Source organism: Nitrosomonas eutropha (assembly GCF_900116685.1).
Lineage (GTDB): Bacteria > Pseudomonadota > Gammaproteobacteria > Burkholderiales > Nitrosomonadaceae > Nitrosomonas > Nitrosomonas eutropha_A.
The window spans coordinates 100838-117387 of the sequence record NZ_FPBL01000002.1; the positions used below are offsets into that span (position 1 = coordinate 100838).

The 16550-nt window shown below is 46.5% G+C and carries 17 protein-coding genes and 1 pseudogene; 5 read left to right on the top strand and 13 right to left on the bottom strand.

The genetic code is table 11. The features are described from left to right. Positions 1 to 9: 9 nt before the first annotated feature. The 4 genes from BM331_RS11800 to crcB all read right to left on the bottom strand — a co-directional run bounded on the left by BM331_RS11800 (position 10) and on the right by crcB (position 1720). Complete coding sequence (locus BM331_RS11800; RefSeq protein WP_177217821.1) at positions 10 to 174, bottom strand: hypothetical protein; 165 nt, start codon at positions 172 to 174, stop codon at positions 10 to 12. A gap of 371 nt (positions 175 to 545) precedes the next feature. After that, on the bottom strand, positions 546 to 977 hold the full coding sequence (locus BM331_RS03150; RefSeq protein WP_074926995.1) for an EamA family transporter: 432 nt from the start codon (positions 975 to 977) through the stop codon (positions 546 to 548). Positions 978 to 979: 2 nt separating this feature from the next. Then, positions 980 to 1306, bottom strand: a complete 327-nt coding sequence (locus BM331_RS03155; RefSeq protein ID WP_074926997.1) for a DUF190 domain-containing protein — start codon at positions 1304 to 1306, stop codon at positions 980 to 982. Between the two features lie 15 nt (positions 1307 to 1321). Continuing rightward, positions 1322 to 1720 (bottom strand): fluoride efflux transporter CrcB, encoded by a 399-nt coding sequence (crcB, locus tag BM331_RS03160; protein ID WP_074926999.1) that lies wholly within the window; start codon positions 1718 to 1720, stop codon positions 1322 to 1324. Between the two features lie 245 nt (positions 1721 to 1965). On the opposite strand from crcB, the pseudogene BM331_RS11985 reads away from it, so the two are divergent. Together BM331_RS11985 and BM331_RS03170 are read left to right on the top strand one after the other, a co-directional pair. Then, positions 1966 to 2133: pseudogene (locus tag BM331_RS11985) on the top strand (DUF6868 family protein); the annotation flags it as partial. A gap of 21 nt (positions 2134 to 2154) precedes the next feature. After that, positions 2155 to 2472: a YnfA family protein gene (locus BM331_RS03170; RefSeq protein ID WP_074927001.1), complete on the top strand. Its 318-nt coding sequence runs from the start codon at positions 2155 to 2157 to the stop codon at positions 2470 to 2472. Positions 2473 to 3435: 963 nt separating this feature from the next. Here the strand turns inward: BM331_RS03170 and BM331_RS11805 are convergent. Further along, complete coding sequence (locus BM331_RS11805) at positions 3436 to 3603, bottom strand: hypothetical protein (protein ID WP_177217826.1); 168 nt, start codon at positions 3601 to 3603, stop codon at positions 3436 to 3438. A gap of 796 nt (positions 3604 to 4399) precedes the next feature. Continuing rightward, entirely contained in the window at positions 4400 to 4588 is a 189-nt protein-coding gene (locus BM331_RS03175; RefSeq protein ID WP_074927002.1) for a hypothetical protein, read from the bottom strand. Positions 4589 to 4837: 249 nt separating this feature from the next. Between BM331_RS03175 and BM331_RS03180 the strand changes: the two genes are divergently transcribed. Further along, positions 4838 to 8113: an AAA family ATPase gene (locus BM331_RS03180; protein WP_074927004.1), complete on the top strand. Its 3276-nt coding sequence runs from the start codon at positions 4838 to 4840 to the stop codon at positions 8111 to 8113. Between the two features lie 110 nt (positions 8114 to 8223). On the opposite strand, the gene BM331_RS03185 is transcribed toward BM331_RS03180, so the two are convergent. Together BM331_RS03185 and BM331_RS03190 are read right to left on the bottom strand one after the other, a co-directional pair. Further along, on the bottom strand, positions 8224 to 10152 hold the full coding sequence (locus tag BM331_RS03185) for an FTR1 family protein (RefSeq protein ID WP_074927006.1): 1929 nt from the start codon (positions 10150 to 10152) through the stop codon (positions 8224 to 8226). Between the two features lie 289 nt (positions 10153 to 10441). Beyond that, positions 10442 to 10879, bottom strand: a complete 438-nt coding sequence (locus BM331_RS03190; RefSeq protein ID WP_074927008.1) for a protein YgfX — start codon at positions 10877 to 10879, stop codon at positions 10442 to 10444. Between the two features lie 3 nt (positions 10880 to 10882). Here BM331_RS03190 and ygfZ point away from each other — a divergent pair, with 3 nt between their 5' ends. Beyond that, on the top strand, positions 10883 to 11989 hold the full coding sequence (gene ygfZ, locus BM331_RS03195; RefSeq protein WP_371265326.1) for a CAF17-like 4Fe-4S cluster assembly/insertion protein YgfZ: 1107 nt from the start codon (positions 10883 to 10885) through the stop codon (positions 11987 to 11989). Positions 11990 to 12007: 18 nt separating this feature from the next. Here ygfZ and BM331_RS03200 read toward each other — a convergent pair whose 3' ends face one another. The 3 genes from BM331_RS03200 to queD all read right to left on the bottom strand — a co-directional run bounded on the left by BM331_RS03200 (position 12008) and on the right by queD (position 13983). Next, complete coding sequence (locus tag BM331_RS03200) at positions 12008 to 12667, bottom strand: ankyrin repeat domain-containing protein (RefSeq protein WP_074927010.1); 660 nt, start codon at positions 12665 to 12667, stop codon at positions 12008 to 12010. A 1-nt stretch (position 12668) separates the two neighbouring features. After that, positions 12669 to 13433 carry a TatD family hydrolase gene (locus BM331_RS03205; protein WP_074927012.1) on the bottom strand — a complete coding sequence of 255 codons (765 nt, stop codon included), beginning with the start codon at positions 13431 to 13433 and terminating at the stop codon, positions 12669 to 12671. A gap of 67 nt (positions 13434 to 13500) precedes the next feature. Further along, positions 13501 to 13983, bottom strand: a complete 483-nt coding sequence (gene queD, locus BM331_RS03210; protein WP_074927013.1) for a 6-carboxytetrahydropterin synthase QueD — start codon at positions 13981 to 13983, stop codon at positions 13501 to 13503. 1 nt (position 13984) lies between these two features. On the opposite strand from queD, the gene BM331_RS03215 reads away from it, so the two are divergent. After that, complete coding sequence (locus tag BM331_RS03215) at positions 13985 to 14860, top strand: radical SAM protein (protein WP_256214793.1); 876 nt, start codon at positions 13985 to 13987, stop codon at positions 14858 to 14860. 29 nt (positions 14861 to 14889) lie between these two features. Here BM331_RS03215 and BM331_RS03220 read toward each other — a convergent pair whose 3' ends face one another. Both BM331_RS03220 and BM331_RS03225 read right to left on the bottom strand, forming a co-directional pair. Beyond that, a complete protein-coding gene (locus BM331_RS03220; protein WP_074927015.1) occupies positions 14890 to 15177 on the bottom strand; it encodes a helix-turn-helix domain-containing protein in 288 nt (95 codons plus the stop codon). A 410-nt stretch (positions 15178 to 15587) separates the two neighbouring features. After that, positions 15588 to 16544, bottom strand: a complete 957-nt coding sequence (locus BM331_RS03225) for a cation diffusion facilitator family transporter (protein ID WP_074927017.1) — start codon at positions 16542 to 16544, stop codon at positions 15588 to 15590. Between the last annotated feature and the right edge of the window lie 6 nt (positions 16545 to 16550).

Genomic DNA, 16550 nt, shown 5'->3' on the forward strand with positions numbered 1-16550 from the left:
TTGCTAGAGCTAAATCTCCAACCGATTGATCAAGTTATTGCGCTGCGCTTCAACTTCGTCCTGCTGATTGAACAGCTCACGGTACAGCTTGGCGTGCTTGCCTCCGGCTGCTCGGCGCGTGAGCAGCCAGGCAATATACTGGCTTTGATGCGGTGTCAAAATCGGTGAAAGCACTACGCTCCACCAAGTTTGAGTACCGGGATCTTTTTAGCAGCGCCAAAATGATAGATCATCCATTCCGTATTTTTAGATATTCTGCGACACCCCTGATCGCAAGAATTTTACCTTCCTTACTTTTCGTAAGCATGGATCTGATTAATCGATGATAAATGACAATAGAATAGTATAAAAATATCGAACTTGAACCGTAAACAGATAGCCAAAAGCAACTCAAACGGGAAATTCATACTGTTGATTGATAGATCTAATGGTATTCAGGGGAAACTACAATGTAGTAGTACCCTACGCCAAAGCGTTATAAAGTCAGGCTATTGAGCTATGACATTGGTAATTTTTGGATATTCGACTATTTTTGTCTGTATGTATTATCGCTTAAGCGCAAGGAGAAGCACGCCCCCTGCAATCATCGCGATTCCAAACCATTCCTGAGATGATGGACGTTCTTCCAAAAAAGTGAAAGCAAATACAGCCGCCAATACAAGACTGAATTTATCCACAGGGGCAACCTTGGAAACATCGCCAATTTTAAGTGCCCGGAAGTAGCACACCCAGGAGGCCCCCGTAGCCAAACCGGATAGGCCAAGAAATAACCATGTTTTGGGTGACAGCCCGAAAGGGTTGGCCCATTTACCGGCGGAGATCACAAACACAGATAGAACGACGATGATAATCGCTGTCCGGATTAAGGTGGCCAAATCAGCATCCACATCCTGAACACCTACTTTAACAAAGATAGCGGTTAATGCCGCAAAAACAGCGGACAGCAATGCCCAATAAAACCAGTCGTTTGAAGTCATCTTCAATTTCCCTGCAAATCGTCGGTCATTCCGAATTCAATTGGTGTCTTGATGTAAAACACACTGATTTTCTCATCGCGCAGCCGCTGGAACAGACGTTTATTGTCCGCCTCGCTGAGTGCCATCGTTACCTCAATGGGCTGATCAGCCAGCTCAAAGAAACATGCAGCGTGCAACTTACGATCATGCCCGAAACCTTCAGTTGCTGCGATCAGAGTTGCACCACCTACACCGAGTTTACGCGCCTCTTCAATCAACCAATTGCCCAAGGGCTGATGTCCGTGCTTGCGGTCTTGCTGGGTAAAAAATGTTAATTGATAGCCTTGCATGGTGCCTCCCTTGTATCAAAGGTGCTTGCAAATATTATAGGTAGCCAGCCCCAAAAATGTCATCAATAATGAGCCAATCACATGCGCTGATACCGCCATACCAGCCCACAACATACGTTCCTGTTGAATCAGTGTGGTAACCTCTGCTGAAAATGTCGAAAAAGTTGTCAATCCACCCAGAAATCCGGTGATGATGAATAATCGCCATTCGGGAGTCAAATCTGCGTGCTGACTAAAGTAAGCAAGCGCTATGCCCATCAGATAGCCACCGAACATATTGGCCAGCCACGTTCCTGGTGGAATTACCGGGAACAGTGCGTTGAAAGCCATACCAAGGCCCCAGCGCAGGATGGCTCCCAATGATGCTCCCAGCGCTATCGCTAGCAGAGAGCGGATTAAGGCGCTGGTTTCCATATTTTATGAAGCAGACTCACGCCAGAATAAAATGGATAAATATACTACTGAAGCTGTCGAAAATATGATTGAGAGAACCCAGAATAATTGAACCTACTCAGAAAGGTAGAGAGTTTAAATAATAGATAACTTACTGAAGTACCACCTCAAAGGAGATTAACGTGAGTCAAGATTCCCTATGCCACTTCCTGCTTTGGTCGATAACTGTCAACTATGTAATCTTGTTGGCTTAGTTCTTTGTATTTACATTTGCACGAAAATGGATGCGTGGAATTCACGGGCGCTGGTTTCATCTTTCTGACAGCACATTTGATGCAATCTATTATGGCAGCATGGCAGCCTATAAAATCGGAATTATTTTGTTCAATTTGGCACCCTTACTCGCTCTGTACTTCATGGGTTCGAGCAGCTAACAATTCATCCAAGTCCTCAGATTGAAAACAATCGCGCTTTATCTCGTCACGGCATTGGCTGAAATCATCGGATGCTACCTGCCGTGGCTTTGGTTCAAGCAAAATGGATCGCTGTGGTTACTGTTACCCGCTGCAATCAGCCTGGCAGCATTTGCCTGGTTGCTAACCTTACACGATGCTGCATCCGGCCGCGTATACGCTGCCTACGGCGGAGTATACATTTACGTAGCCATTCTCTGGCTATGGACAGTGGATGGCATCCGCCCATCAAGCTGGGATGTAACAGGCGTCATCGTCGCACTGATTGGCATGAGTATCATCGCCTTCCAGCCCCATTGAGGAACAGCGAACCTAACTTGAATGCAAAGAGCTTTGCCCAATTCTTAACCACACCCCATCTTCCCAGTACAACCAATACCTTATAGCAGTTATCCACAGAATCACTCAAGGTTTTGGGGGATAAGTAGCTGCCCTGACGTAAAGCATAATCAGCCTGCTAAACATATCAAACCAAAAGCGAGCTGCGCTGGTTAACGGAGAGCCGTTTTGTCCACAGGTGCGCAAGGATAAACATGGAAGCAGGCTGTAGATACTAATCCAAAAAATTAATTATCCAGAAAAGAACTGGCTGCGAATTTTAATTGCCTGGCCAGCCTGGCTTTATTTTCTGGTGTAAGATCAATTCCATCAATTCGCAACCTCATACCTTCTTCACAATGAACAAAATGAAGAGCGTATTCGTAAAATCCCTGCGTTCTTAAGAGATCTTCCGCCACCCTTTCAAGATCCTTGGCAATACGATCCCTGTTCTCAGCACCGTGCTCAACATCAAAAACCTCAAGCCAGAATCCATTGTCGTCATGGAAGCATCTGATACTGTATTGATTCCCCTAACTCAATTTCCTTACTACCCATATCACACCATTTCCACGTTTTTAAACCTTATCTTATACCTGCCCAGCCCTATATAAGTTCCCAGCACTTCTGTTACTGAGTATTCCATCTCTTTTGTGGAGGCGATCTTGGGTAGACAGACGTGTGCGAGCTGCGTTGCTAGGGTTGAGGGGGTATATAAGTAATGTGTCTGTTAAGCTGGTCACCGAGCGCACAGATATCCATCTTACGAATCATTAATCGTATGGCATTGATTCAAGCAGTTGAGAAAGTGGGATTTGATGTTCTTGCAACTACCATTGAATTGGCAGTAAAAGGTATGGTATGCGCTGCATTTCAGATATAAAAATAAACAATACCCAATAAAAAACCGCCTCGGAGGGCGGTTGTATTTACTTTACTATATCTTTATTTTGTGTTTGCTTGTTCTATTCTTTGATCTACCTTATCCGGCATTGAATCACGCTCCATCATCATACTGGGTGGGTTACTACCAGGTCTATCCGTGTCAATCAGGCATCCAGTCAGCGTAATTAAAGTTATTAACAGCGTTGTAACAGTAAGTACACGTTTCATTTTTAATCTCCTCTAAGAAAAAATTTACGACAACGTCACTACTTTTTCAGTTTAGGTTCATTGCTTCAATCTCAGAAGACAACACTTGTTATCAAATACAAACCTGTTGTCAGTAAATTTTTAATCATCTATTCAGCAAAATAATATTTATATTTCCTAATATAAATACTTGATTATTAAGGAATAATTGTAGCACACTATGCTTTATTTACAAAATAATGGATTTGAAGAACAGAAATGACCTACGTGAATAGAGTCGGCACGCTTTAAAAATCTGAGCTTCTTAGGCAGTGAATAGGAAATTGATTTCACTCTCATACCGCCTTTGTACCAGATGAAATTTTTTCAATTACCGACTTGATTGATGCTGGTAAATAACTATGTTTGATACCATTTATCTTGCACTGTTACAGTGCATAGGCCCCATCTCAGCGAAGTTCAAGGAAAATAGGAAAATGCTTTATTAAATTATTAAAGTACGATCTGGGCATTTCCGACACTGCTGAAGTCTGTATCAGGCACGCACAAAACCTAGTGGATAATTACAGAGTCTCCGGCATGAGCTCGCCGAAACCGATTCTGGAAAAACTTAGGAAGCCCATCGCACTGGAGCCAGCAGAAAAATTGATTATTGGATGTAAACAAAATTACGGGAAAGATTGTAGACACAAATAAATATGTATGACAGGTATTTATAAAAACCACACTCTCAATTTCGGGCATAAAAATAAATGATGCCCAATAAAAAACCGCCCGGGGAGGGCGGTTACATTTTTTCTATCATATCTTCCTTTTTTTATTTCGTGATTGCCTGTTCCGTTTGCTGATCGGCTCTTTGATCTGTTTTTTGATCCACTTGATCCGGCATTGAATCACGTTCCATCATTAGGCTCGGCGGATAGTTACCGGGTTTATCCGTATCAAGACATCCGGTCAGGACAGTTGAAGCTACTAACAAGGTAGCGATGGTAAGTATGAGTTTCATTTTAGTCTCCTCTAAGAAAAATATATTGACAATATAACTCTTCTAGCTGCTTTGACTTATTGCCTCCCTTTTCAGAAGACAATTATTTAATAACAGATATTATACTTGTTGTCAATACTTTTTAATTGCCTCTTTTAATAAAATTATAAAGTAATCTTTATGTTATAAATAAATGATTTTTAATAGCTTTAATGAAAAAATAATATATGTTTCTCATCAAAATTTAAAATCCAGAAGTAAAAATAACCCATGCAGATATTGCAGGTACGCCTCAAAAATCTGAATTCCCTGATCGGCGAATGGGAAATTGACTTCACTCATCCTGCCTTTATATCAGATGGAATTTTTTCAATTACTGGCCCAACCGGTGCTGGTAAAACAACTGTGCTTGATGCTATCTGCCTGGCACTGTATGGCCGCACCCCTCGCCTCAATAAAGTCACCAAAAGTGAAAATGAAATCATGTCGCGACAGACGGGTGAATGTTTCACTGAAGTAACCTTTGCTACCCAATCCGGGCGCTTCCGCTGTCATTGGAGCCAGCACCGGGCGCGCAAAAAACCGGACGGAGAATTACAAAATCCCCGGCATGAGCTCGCCGAGGCTCATTCCGGAAAAATTCTGGAAACTCGGCTTGTGGAAATCAACAAGTTGATTGAAGCAATAACCGGAATGGATTTCCCCCGCTTTACTCGTTCCATGTTGCTGGCCCAAGGAGAATTTGCCGCATTTCTGCAGGCGGCAGCAGATGAACGTGCACCGATCCTGGAACAGATTACCGGCACTGAAATATACAGTCGTATCTCAATACGCGTACACGAAATTCGGGCAGCCGTACGCCGGGAGCTGGATCGACTGTCAAGCGAATTTACTGGCATGCAAGTGCTAGCAAAGGCTGATGAACAGCAGTTTCGCACTGAACTTACACAAAAAATCCAGCAGGATATTGTGCTAAACAGTCAGATCCTCCGTGAACGACAAATCCTTGTCTGGCTGGAAAATATTGCTCGGCTCAAAGCAGAATTCAAGTTGATTGCAACACAACAGCAAGCATGGCAGATCCGGAAAGAAGCATTTGTGCCCGCAAGCAAGAAACTCGACACAGCCAACCGCGCACTCGAACTGACAGGTGAATACAGCAGATTGATCTCAATCCGGAATGAACAGGAAACAGACCGAAGCAACCTGGCCATCTGTACGGAATCCTTGCCCAAATTAGAGCAAGTGGTTAGCCAAGCCGAACAAACCCTGAAATCTGCACTTGAACAACTTGAACTTGAACGGATAAAGCAGCAGAAAGCTATCCCGTTGATCCGCAGTGTGCGAGAACTGGATATCCAACTTCAGGAAAAGGAAATACCGATCAAGGCAGCAAGCACATCTATCGCGGAGCAAGAAAACACACACGCTATGCTCATTAATCAGTATCAGCAAAGCGAAGCTCAGTTCAACAATCTGCAAGAAACACTGGCAGGGTTACTGCTGCAGATTAATGTTACTCAACCGGACGGAGCACAAGTGAATCTTGCGCACAGCCAGGATCTGCTGAACCAGAAACAGACTAAATACAGGCAACTACTGGAAAACAAAAGCCTGCCAGACTGGCGACAGGAAACCACCACGCTATCTGAGCGAAAAGTTCAGATAACCCGGGCGATCGAAGCCATGCAAGCACTGGAGGGAATGAAGCAAATTTTCAATGAACTGGAGAAGCGCTTCAAGCAGTTGCAAAACGAAAATACGCAACTCACAGAACAACTCAAAACGCAGGGAATAATTCTAGCCGCCCTTGAACGAGAAGTTGGCCTGCTTGAAACACAGGCACTCCTGCTCCAAAAAATCAGCAGTCTTAAAGAAGCGCGACAACAGCTACAGGATGATCAACCCTGTCCGTTGTGTGGCGCACTACATCATCCTTATGCAGCAGGAAGCCCTCCAAAGCCGGATGAAAACATAATCGTACTGAATCAAGCGAGAATCACACTCAAAGTACAGATTGACGGTATCTCGGCACTAAAAATCAAACAAGCAGAAATAAATAAAGATATCGAACAGATTATTTGCAGACAACAGGAAAACCACAAGCAAATTCTGACAGATGAAGCGCTGCTACAACAATGCGTCACCTCTCTGCTCCCTGCCCTATCACCCGCTGCAGCACTTCCAGATTTGTTACGACAACTGCCCCCATTGTTACAAGTAACAGATGACAAATTGATTCAAACAACCCGCACCCTGCAGACAGTAGAAATGCTGGGGAACGAAATTAATACTCTGCGTGAGTCCCTGGATAAAACCAGAGGACTCAAACAGGAAATCGAGATCATGCTGGTGCAGCAACAACACCAGGCCACACAGATTCAGCAGCACGAAGCAACGCTCAAGCTGCAGCAGAAGCAATTTGATCAGCTCCGGCAGGAATTTACTGACCTGAGCACAAAGCGCTTTCAGTTGTTTGTTGATAAACAGCCCGATCAGGAAGAGCTATTGCTCACCCAGGCAATAGAAATCGCACAGAAACAGATGGATAACGCACGTCAACAACTGGAAGCTGAAATGCGGGCAATCAACAAGTTAAAAAACAGGGTGGAAGATTTAACGAAAAGCATAGCCACCCGCACCATCTCATTAAAAGTACTGGAAGAAGCCTTTGCAACTCGGCTTCACCAATCAGCATTTGCAGATGAAGTCGCTTTCACAGCCGCCTGCCTGCCAAAAGAGGAGCGCAAGTACCTGGCGCAACAGGCACAGCAGCTTACTGACGAAAAAACTGCACTAGACACAAAGCAACAGGATAAAACTACCGCACTGGAAAGTGAGCAGCTAAAACGCATGACTGATCAGCCCGATGATTTTCACGAACAGGCACTAATACAGCTGGTGACTCACCAGCAAACGCTACAGCAGGAAATTGGCGGGATACAACAAAAGCTCAAAGATAACGAACATATCAAGCAAAAACAGCAGGAACAACTTCAAGTAATTGATATGCAAAAACGGGAATATTCACACTGGGATTTGCTGCACGAGCTGATCGGCTCGGCAGATGGCAAGAAATATCGCAACTTTGCCCAGGGGCTAACTTTTGAGGTCATGATTCGCCACGCCAATCGGCAACTACAGAAAATGTCTGATCGTTATCTTTTGATTCGTGATGAAACCCGTCCGCTGGAACTTAATGTCATCGATAACTACCAGGCCGGTGAAATACGTTCTACCAAGAACCTCTCTGGAGGGGAAAGCTTCATCATCAGCCTGGCACTGGCACTTGGCCTTTCCCGCATGGTCAGCCGCAATATCCGGGTTGATTCCCTGTTTCTGGATGAAGGTTTTGGCACGTTGGATGAAGAAGCACTCGATATCGCGTTGGAAACCCTCGCTAACTTACAACAGGAAGGTAAGCTGATTGGGATCATCTCTCATGTTGCCGCGTTGCAGGAACGGATCAGCACCCGGATTCAGGTCATTCCCCAATCAGGTGGAAGAAGCCTGTTATCCGGACCGGGTTGCAGACACTTTAAATAACCGCCTCTTCTATCACCATTTTAATAAAGATCCTTGCGGTAAGAAGCGGTTATGGTTCGAATGCGCGATTACTCCGAATATCAATCCAGACTATTGCCGCAACAAATACTTCAGACTACCGTAGCTTTGCGTTTATTGTAGAAATAACCGATTACCAGCAGTAAGATGACCGCCAGTTGCGACAGGGAAGTTTGCCAGGTTGGAAAGATGCCAAGCAGATCAATATGCGGAATCGATGCCAACGACACCTCAACCCAGCCAGCCTCCTGTAGAGCAGAAACTCCTTTCCCAGTCAGTACGACGGCAAGAACGGCAATCAATGCTGAACTGGCAGCAAAAAATGTAGAAATGGGTAAACGACGACTGGTTCGCAACAACCCCCAGGTAACCAGTGCCAACACCAGGATGGCAGCACCAATACCGCCTAACAGCCAGATTTCCTGGCCTTCCTGCCACAGGGCGGCATAAAACAAAATAGTCTCAAATACCTCACGATAAACCGATACAAAGGCAAGAACAAATAAAAACCAAGCAGATCTCTTACTCAACGCATTGTTCATTTTTTCCTTAAGGTAGGCTTGCCAGCGATCTCCGGTACTCTTCTGATGCATCCATAGCCCCACCGCCAGCAAAATCAGCGCAGCGAATAATGCCGACAACCCTTCGGTAAGTTCACGGCTAGCACCACTAATATCAACTAGATAGTGTGCTACTGCCCAAGTCCCCACCCCTGCTACCAGCGCGAATATCCATCCGGCGTGAACATAAGGGATTGTTTCTTGTCTTCCGGCCTTATTCAGGAAGGCCAACAAGGCAACAACTACCAACAGCGCTTCCAGCCCCTCACGAACCAGAATAGTAAAAGCACCAAGGAAAGTAGTAGTAGCATTATCGTTTTCGCTGGCAGTGAAATCCTGGGCACTTGCCAACAGCTCATCAATTTCGGCTGCCTGAATAACGATGTTGTTAATATCAGCCCCCTTGGAAAGACTGGTACGAAAAACTCCCATACTTAGCTCTATACGAGCACGCAATGCACTATTGACGGCATTGAGGCGCGGCTCCACGGGTTCAATACCATCCAAATAGGCGGATAGCGCAAGCTGGATCGCTTCCTTACTATCTCCCGCCTGATAAGCACTAACACTGGCAGCCATCCGCCCGCGAGCAAGCGCGATACCGGTCAGTGCCTGTTCCAGTGCATCAGGCTGCATGCGCAAATAACCTATCAAGGCATGAGCCTGCTCCCTGCCCAACACAGCACTGATCTGATCGGCACGGGTACGTGACAGCTCATCAAGATTACTGATGTGAGCACGTGTACCGGTATCCTGTTGCCAGAGAGTCTGCCCTCTTTTAATATCATCTGCATAAGCAAGCGTGCCCGTGTAATAAGCCAGTGCCCAGCGATCAGCCTCGCTCAATTGCTCGCCATAGCTGATCATGGAAGTACCCTCCACTCCCTGAGAAATGGTCTGAAAGAGCGACAGAGGGCTGCGCTGATCGGCACGTTCCACGTCAGTAAAGGCAATAACAGGCGGTTCCAGTCCGACTGCAGCCGGACCATCTCCGCCCCCCTTTGCACCATGACAGCTTGCGCAGTGACTTTGATAAAGCGTGGCACCCCGGGCAAGATCGGGCGCTGCAGCAGGTGAAGTCGGAATAGGATAAGCCGCCAGCAAGGTATCCGCCAGTTGGTGAGCCTGTGAAGCAACTTTAGCAATATCCGCTTTGTTCTTTACTAAGGCCATCAGACCATCAGCCTGTTCCAGCAAAGAGGCTTTATCAGCATGCTCCGGAAGTGCAGCAATTTGCGTGCGTACCGTTGCTGAAAATTCTCGCATCTCAGCAAATTCGGTTTCATTGATAACTTTTCCCTGATCCACGGCTCCAGCATAATCAGTTGCCAGGTAATCGAGCATCTGCCAGGTTTGTGGCACCACAGAAATAACATTATCTGCCCGGATACCAAAAGTTAAAGTCAGCAACAAGAAGAAAATGGAAAAACAGGCTGAAGGATGTCGATTGATTGAGATCATGAAGCCTCACACTTAGTCGATTGATCTGTAAGAAAATACTGGGAAAGTGAGTAATATAACACGACTGCAAATGCGTGTCGTTATCATTACAGACTGTAATAATCTACACTTGGGATGATAAAATTCAGGTAAGACTCAAAAACATTGACGAGGCAGAAACATCAGCAATAATAATATTATATTCTAAAATCTGTCAAAGTGTTCTTTAATAACCGGATTTTGCAGGCAATCACCCTTGAAAAATCCTTGCTGCTGACTGCTATTTTTCGGAACGAATCGAGTTCCTCTGCTACTTACTTTCATCCCGCCATTTCCATTTTAGCCAGACACGCAGTCTCCTGAAGCTGTCTGCATCGATACTGTCCGGCAAGATGACCACTGTGCGATACCGGTACGTTTGCTCCATTTTCAAGCAGAGTACAGTCATATAGGGGGCGACAAAGGTGCTGGCGTCGATGACGGTATTAATGGACTTTCCTGCGCAAGTTTCTATTTTGCAGTGATTTCTTCCAGTCAAATGCAGTGTCATGATGGATTGCGGAAAGGCAAGCCGGGCATAGCGCTGCAGGTAATAATAGAGACTGCCTGCCAGCAGCAAGGTGATCATAATCTTCACCACCACAGGCAGTGCCAATGGCCAGAACACACCGGCTGCCGTACAATGCGCAAGACTCAGCAACATCGCCAGCTGTCTGGAAGGTTGCAGCTGAATTGACAGTGCATTCACCGATTGATTATTTATATCACCCAACGTAATTTTCCCTTTCTTTCCATGAACCCTGACTGGTTTACATTTCTGACAGGCCGTAATGCCCATATCGAACAGAAGCGGGTGTTGCATTTTGGCCAACCCGATGTTGAATTGGCACAAGCAGAATCGGCATCGGTGCTGATTGACCTTTCCCACCTCGGTCTGATCCGCTTTTCTGGCGAAGAGGCACAAAAATTCTTGCAGGGGCAGGTAAGCTGTGATGTTCACACCACTGATTCCGGCAAAGCCACTTATGGCGGCTACTGTACGCCCAAAGGTCGCCTGCTGAGCAGCTTTTTGCTATGGCAGGACATTTCCGATTACAGCTACCTGATGCAGCTCCCGGCAGAGTTGACGGAAGTTATTGCTAAACGACTAAAAATGTTTGTACTGCGGGCGAAGGTGGTTATTCAGGATCATACCGATGATTGCATTCGTATTGGTGTTGCCGGCAAGCATGCTCACACATTGCTGCAAGATACGCTGTCGGAAACGGCTCTCTCCATCGCACCATTGGCTGTAACGTCCATTCCGGGCGGGCAGGTAATTTGTCACAGTGAGAACCGGTTTGAAATTCTGATATCCCCAGCCCACGCACCTGCATTATGGAAGCAACTAAGCAGTCAAGCACGTTGCGTGGGGGCTGCTACTTGGGACTGGCTGGAAATTCAGGAAGGAGTCCCGGCAATTTTCAAAGCCACCCAAGAGCAGTTCATCCCGCAAATGATCAATCTGGATGCGATTGGCGGAGTCAATTTCAAAAAAGGATGTTATCCCGGCCAGGAAATCGTTGCCCGCACGCAATACCTTGGCAAGGTGAAGCGCCGCATGTATCGAGCCCATCTGGATTCAGATTCATTCCTGGAGATTGCGGCAGGTGATAACCTGTTCAGTGCAGATACTGGTGGCCAGGCATGTGGAATGATCGTTAATACTGCCCCTGCCCCTGTTGGAGGCGTTGATGTACTGGCAGTAATTCAGGTCAGCAGCGTAGCAGCCAATCCCATCCACTGCAAAACACCGGATGGCCCGCAGTTAGCCATCCATTCGCTTCCTTATTCAATACCTGATCAGCACACCCATTAAGCAGAAGACAACAGCAATTTAATCAGTCTTACCGTTATGCGTCAGTAACTGCACGATGTCGGTATGCCCGCGTTTCTGGGCCCAGGCCAGTGCCGTGCCGTCAGCCTCGTTTCTAACTGAAACATCTGCGCCATGTTTCAGCAGCAGGTCAACGGTATCGTAATAATTGCCACGTGCAGCCATCATCAGTGCCGTCGTGCCGTTATCCGTGGTGGCATTAATTCTTGCGCCATAGTCCAATAGAAATTCAACGATCTGCTTATAGCCTTTACTGGCCGCATAAATCAGCGGATTCCAGCCATCATGATCAATTTTTGCACCCTTTGCATAAAGTTGTTTGATCAGATCAAGCTGCCCGTAATAGCTCGCCAACATAGTGGCCGTTTCACCATATTTGTTTTGCAGATTAGGATTCGCGCCTGCCTCCAGCAGTAACCTACCCATCTCCGAATTTTTGTTGCGGGCAGCCAGCATCAGTGCTGTTTCACCATGCAGATCACGCACATCCGGGTTCGCATCTTCCTCCAGCAAGTTTTTAATGCGATGGGTTTTATTGTTCTCTACCGCCGAGATCAAGTCCTCATCCGCACCAGCGTAAGCAGGCAAATACAGGCAGAAAGCACACAACAGGGTGATGACTGATGCAATACTCCATTGATTCCACAAAGATTTGTTCATCTCAGGCCACCTTGAACAAGTTGAAGAAGTTATTGGTTGTTACCGCAGCAATTTCAGCAACATCCGTTTCACGCAACCGGGCGATTTCCTCGGCAACATGCCGGACAAATGCGGGTTGATTAGTTTCGCCTCGATGAGGAACGGGCGCAAGGTAAGGGGAATCCGTCTCGATCAGCATCCTGTCGGCTGGCACTTTCTTTGCCACCTCTTTAATGATTGCCGCATTCTTGAATGTCACAATCCCGGAGAACGAGATGTAAAAATTCAAATCGAGCGCACGCTGGGCGATTTCCCAGGATTCAGTAAAGCAGTGCATCACACCACCGATTTGATCTGCCCCCTCTTCTTTCATGATACGCAACGTATCCTCAGCCGCTGCGCGGGTATGGATAATCAGCGGTTTGTCGCATTGCCTGGCAGCACGAATATGCCGCCGAAACCGTTCACGTTGCCATTCAAGATCACCTTGCAGCCGGAAATAATCCAGTCCAGTTTCTCCCAGCGCAACCACCTTGTCGTGATTTGCCAGTTCCAGCAACTGTTCAACTTCGGGTTCTACCGTATCTTCGTAGTCGGGATGCACGCCTACCGAAGCAAACAGATTTGGATGTGATTCAGCCAGTGCGCGCACGCGCGGAAAATTTTCCAGATTAACTGCAACACATAAAGCATGCGTGACCTGACTGGCTTGCATATTCGCCAGCAGCCTATCCAGGTTACTGGCCAGATCAGGAAAATCAAGGTGACAATGAGAATCAACAAACATAAGATTTACGCATCAGTTTGATTTTATATTCAAGCAACAAGACTGGAAAAGCCTAAATAACTCCCGTTTAAGATTCAGGAACTTCGCCCACCAAATTAAATCTGAAATCCGCTTTGCTTACATCAGCCCAACAGTTAGGGGTTTCAAACAAACGGATATGTTCCAGCTCCAATCTGCCCGCATATCTGTTCTGGAATGTGCGATGCAAGCTGTCAAAAGCGATCAGTGCAAGATTTTCTGCGGTAGGCTGTACTTCCAGTACAACTGTTTTGTGATCATCCATTGATTGCAAAAATTCCAGCACGCGGGTATCACCGGCATACACCAGAAAAGCATGATCCCACTGATCCACCAGGGTTTCCAGAATAATGCGTTTGATATCTGAGAAATCCATGACCATACCTTGCTCTGGCGCTCCGGCATCAGTGATAATGCTCCCCCAAATCGTAACTTCCAGCACATAGCGGTGCCCGTGCAGATTGCGGCATTGGCTCCGGTGGGTGGAGATGCGGTGACCCGCATCAAACTCGAATTTTCGTGTAATCAACATCTTGGGAATTATAACATTGCCACCTGCCACCGGACGATTAAGCCAGAATAATCACAGCCGTGACAGCGCCGGTTTGACCTATGTCTATCCGGTCATTTCTCGTCGTGCTGGTGGAATATCCATCGGTATCAATCTCAATCCCAACAATGCTTGCAACTGGCGCTGCATTTACTGCCAGGTACCCAATCTCAAGCGCGGCGCAGCCCCTGCCATTGATTTGATCAAACTGGAGCAGGAGTTGCGTACTTTTCTGTATGAACTGCTATTTGGAAATTTCATGCAAGAGAGCGTTCCGCCGGAAGCCAGAGTAATCAAAGATATCGCCTTATCTGGCAATGGCGAGCCGACCAACGCTCAGGAATTTGAGCAGATCATTGAGATCATTGGCAGGACAAAAGCTGATTTCCCTCTGCCGGAAAAACTTAAGCTGGTACTCATCACTAACGGCAGTTTGATTAACCGGATTGTGGTACAAAAGGGCCTGCGCCGGATGGCTGAGCTCAATGGAGAAGTCTGGTTCAAGCTGGACAGTGTTACGCAAGCCGGGCGCTTGCGCATCAATAACACCCGGGCAAGTTTGCAGCGTATACGCGATAATCTGCGAATTGCAGCCTCACTCTGCCCGATCTGGCTTCAAACCTGTATATTCAAACTGAATGGTGTACATCCTGACAAAGCAGAAACCGATGCTTATATCTACTTCGTTCATACGCTGTTACAGGAAGGAACCCGAATCCAGGGAGTATTGCTTTACACCCTGGCGCGCCCTGCCTTGCAGCCGGAAGCTACCATCCTCTCAAAAGCAGATTCGGACTGGATGGAAGCCTTCGCTGACAAAATCAGGGCGCTTGGTATACAGGTAAAAACAACTGCTTAAGAACAGAAACAGTTCGAAGAAAATCAAACTTACTTCAATTGTTTGGCTGATTTTCTAAGATTCTTATACAGATCAGGGTGTTGGGTCTTCAGCATTGCTGCGATGAGGAGATCATCTCTTTTTATTCTGGTCAGATCAACGTGCTCAATATGAACCAACCTTAGTAACTCCCTCACTGCCTTCGGCATTTCCCGGCCACTTTCATAACGCGAACCACCACTCTGGGTCACGCCTACCTTGCTCCAGAATTCCTGTTGATTCAATCCCAGTTTCTGACGTATTTCTTTCGGGTTAGGTATGCTCTTAAAAAGTTTCATTTTATTTTCTTTCAGGATATCAAAAATATAAGTAGTGATTCAGTGCAATATCATATTTTTGTTATCGTCATAAAAAGATCTGACTTAAGCTTGTCCATTCATTCATTAAGAATATTTTTACCCGTCTTTTTTATCCTTTAAGCATGATCCCGGACAAAATACTTATTCTGCAAGGATAAAATTATCAATCTAAAATTAATCTTATGGAATAAAGCAGCTTGAAGGAAAACCGTTGTATCACGGTTATTGCTTATATCCGGCATGAGAGTGGAATATCGCGATAAAAGTTCGCTGGGGCTGTAGGTGCTACGCGATTATTCCCAAAAAATCAGGAAACAATTTACCGGGAAAATAAACCGAGCTTCTTTATTACCAATAACATGACATGAAAGCCCTGATCGAGCGGAATTTTATCGGTGCTCACGATCAAGCTGTCCGGGTGGATCAATTTGTACAGTAACATGATCAATGGCATAACGTTCCTGCAACCAGGACGATACCAAAGGGGGTAGAGAAAGCGGATCAACACCACGAGCAGGACTGACATGAACCGTTGCGATAGTGGTTTCATCCGCCAAAATCCAGGCATGAAAATGCCCGGCTTCCTCAATTTCCGGCAATTGTGCCAAGCAGTTCTCTACCACTCGTGTATCCATACCACGAGGAACAACCTGCAGCAGCACATGTACCGAATCCTTGACCAGCACCCAGGCAGAACGGATGATCAGCAAGGCAACAAGTACCGACAGGATCGGGTCAAGAATCGTCCAGCCAGTAAACATAATGCCAACAGCCGCTGCAACCGCCCCTGCTGACCCAAGCAAATCGCCAATCATGTGCAACAAGGCACCGCGCAGGTTGCCATCTTCCTTGTTACCTGACCACAAAACCCATGCCCCGACCAGATTTACAACCAGGCCAATCACAGCCACTATCAACATGGGCCCAGCCAAAATCTCCGTTGGTGTATGCATCCGTCCGATTGCTTCCAGGATGATCCAGGCTACCAGAAGCAGCAAGGTCACACCGTTGGCCAAAGCTGCCAGTACACGCACGCGGTGAAAACCATAAGTTCTCGTACCATCAGCCGGTCGTCTGGCAATGCGATAAGCTACCAGCGCCAGCAACAGTGCGGCCGCATCCGAGATCATGTGACCTGAATCAGCGATCAGCGCCAGCGATCCGGACAGCCAGCCGCCGATTGCCTGTATCAGCGCATAACCAGCAGTAAAAAAGAAGACAAACCGAATGCGGCGCTCGTTACCAGCTGTGATGACCTGTTTGTGATTATGGTCATGGCTGCCATCCCGATCATCATGACCATCCTTGCCATGCTCACGATGCGAGTGAGGCTGTGGAGCAGTCACAGGTTA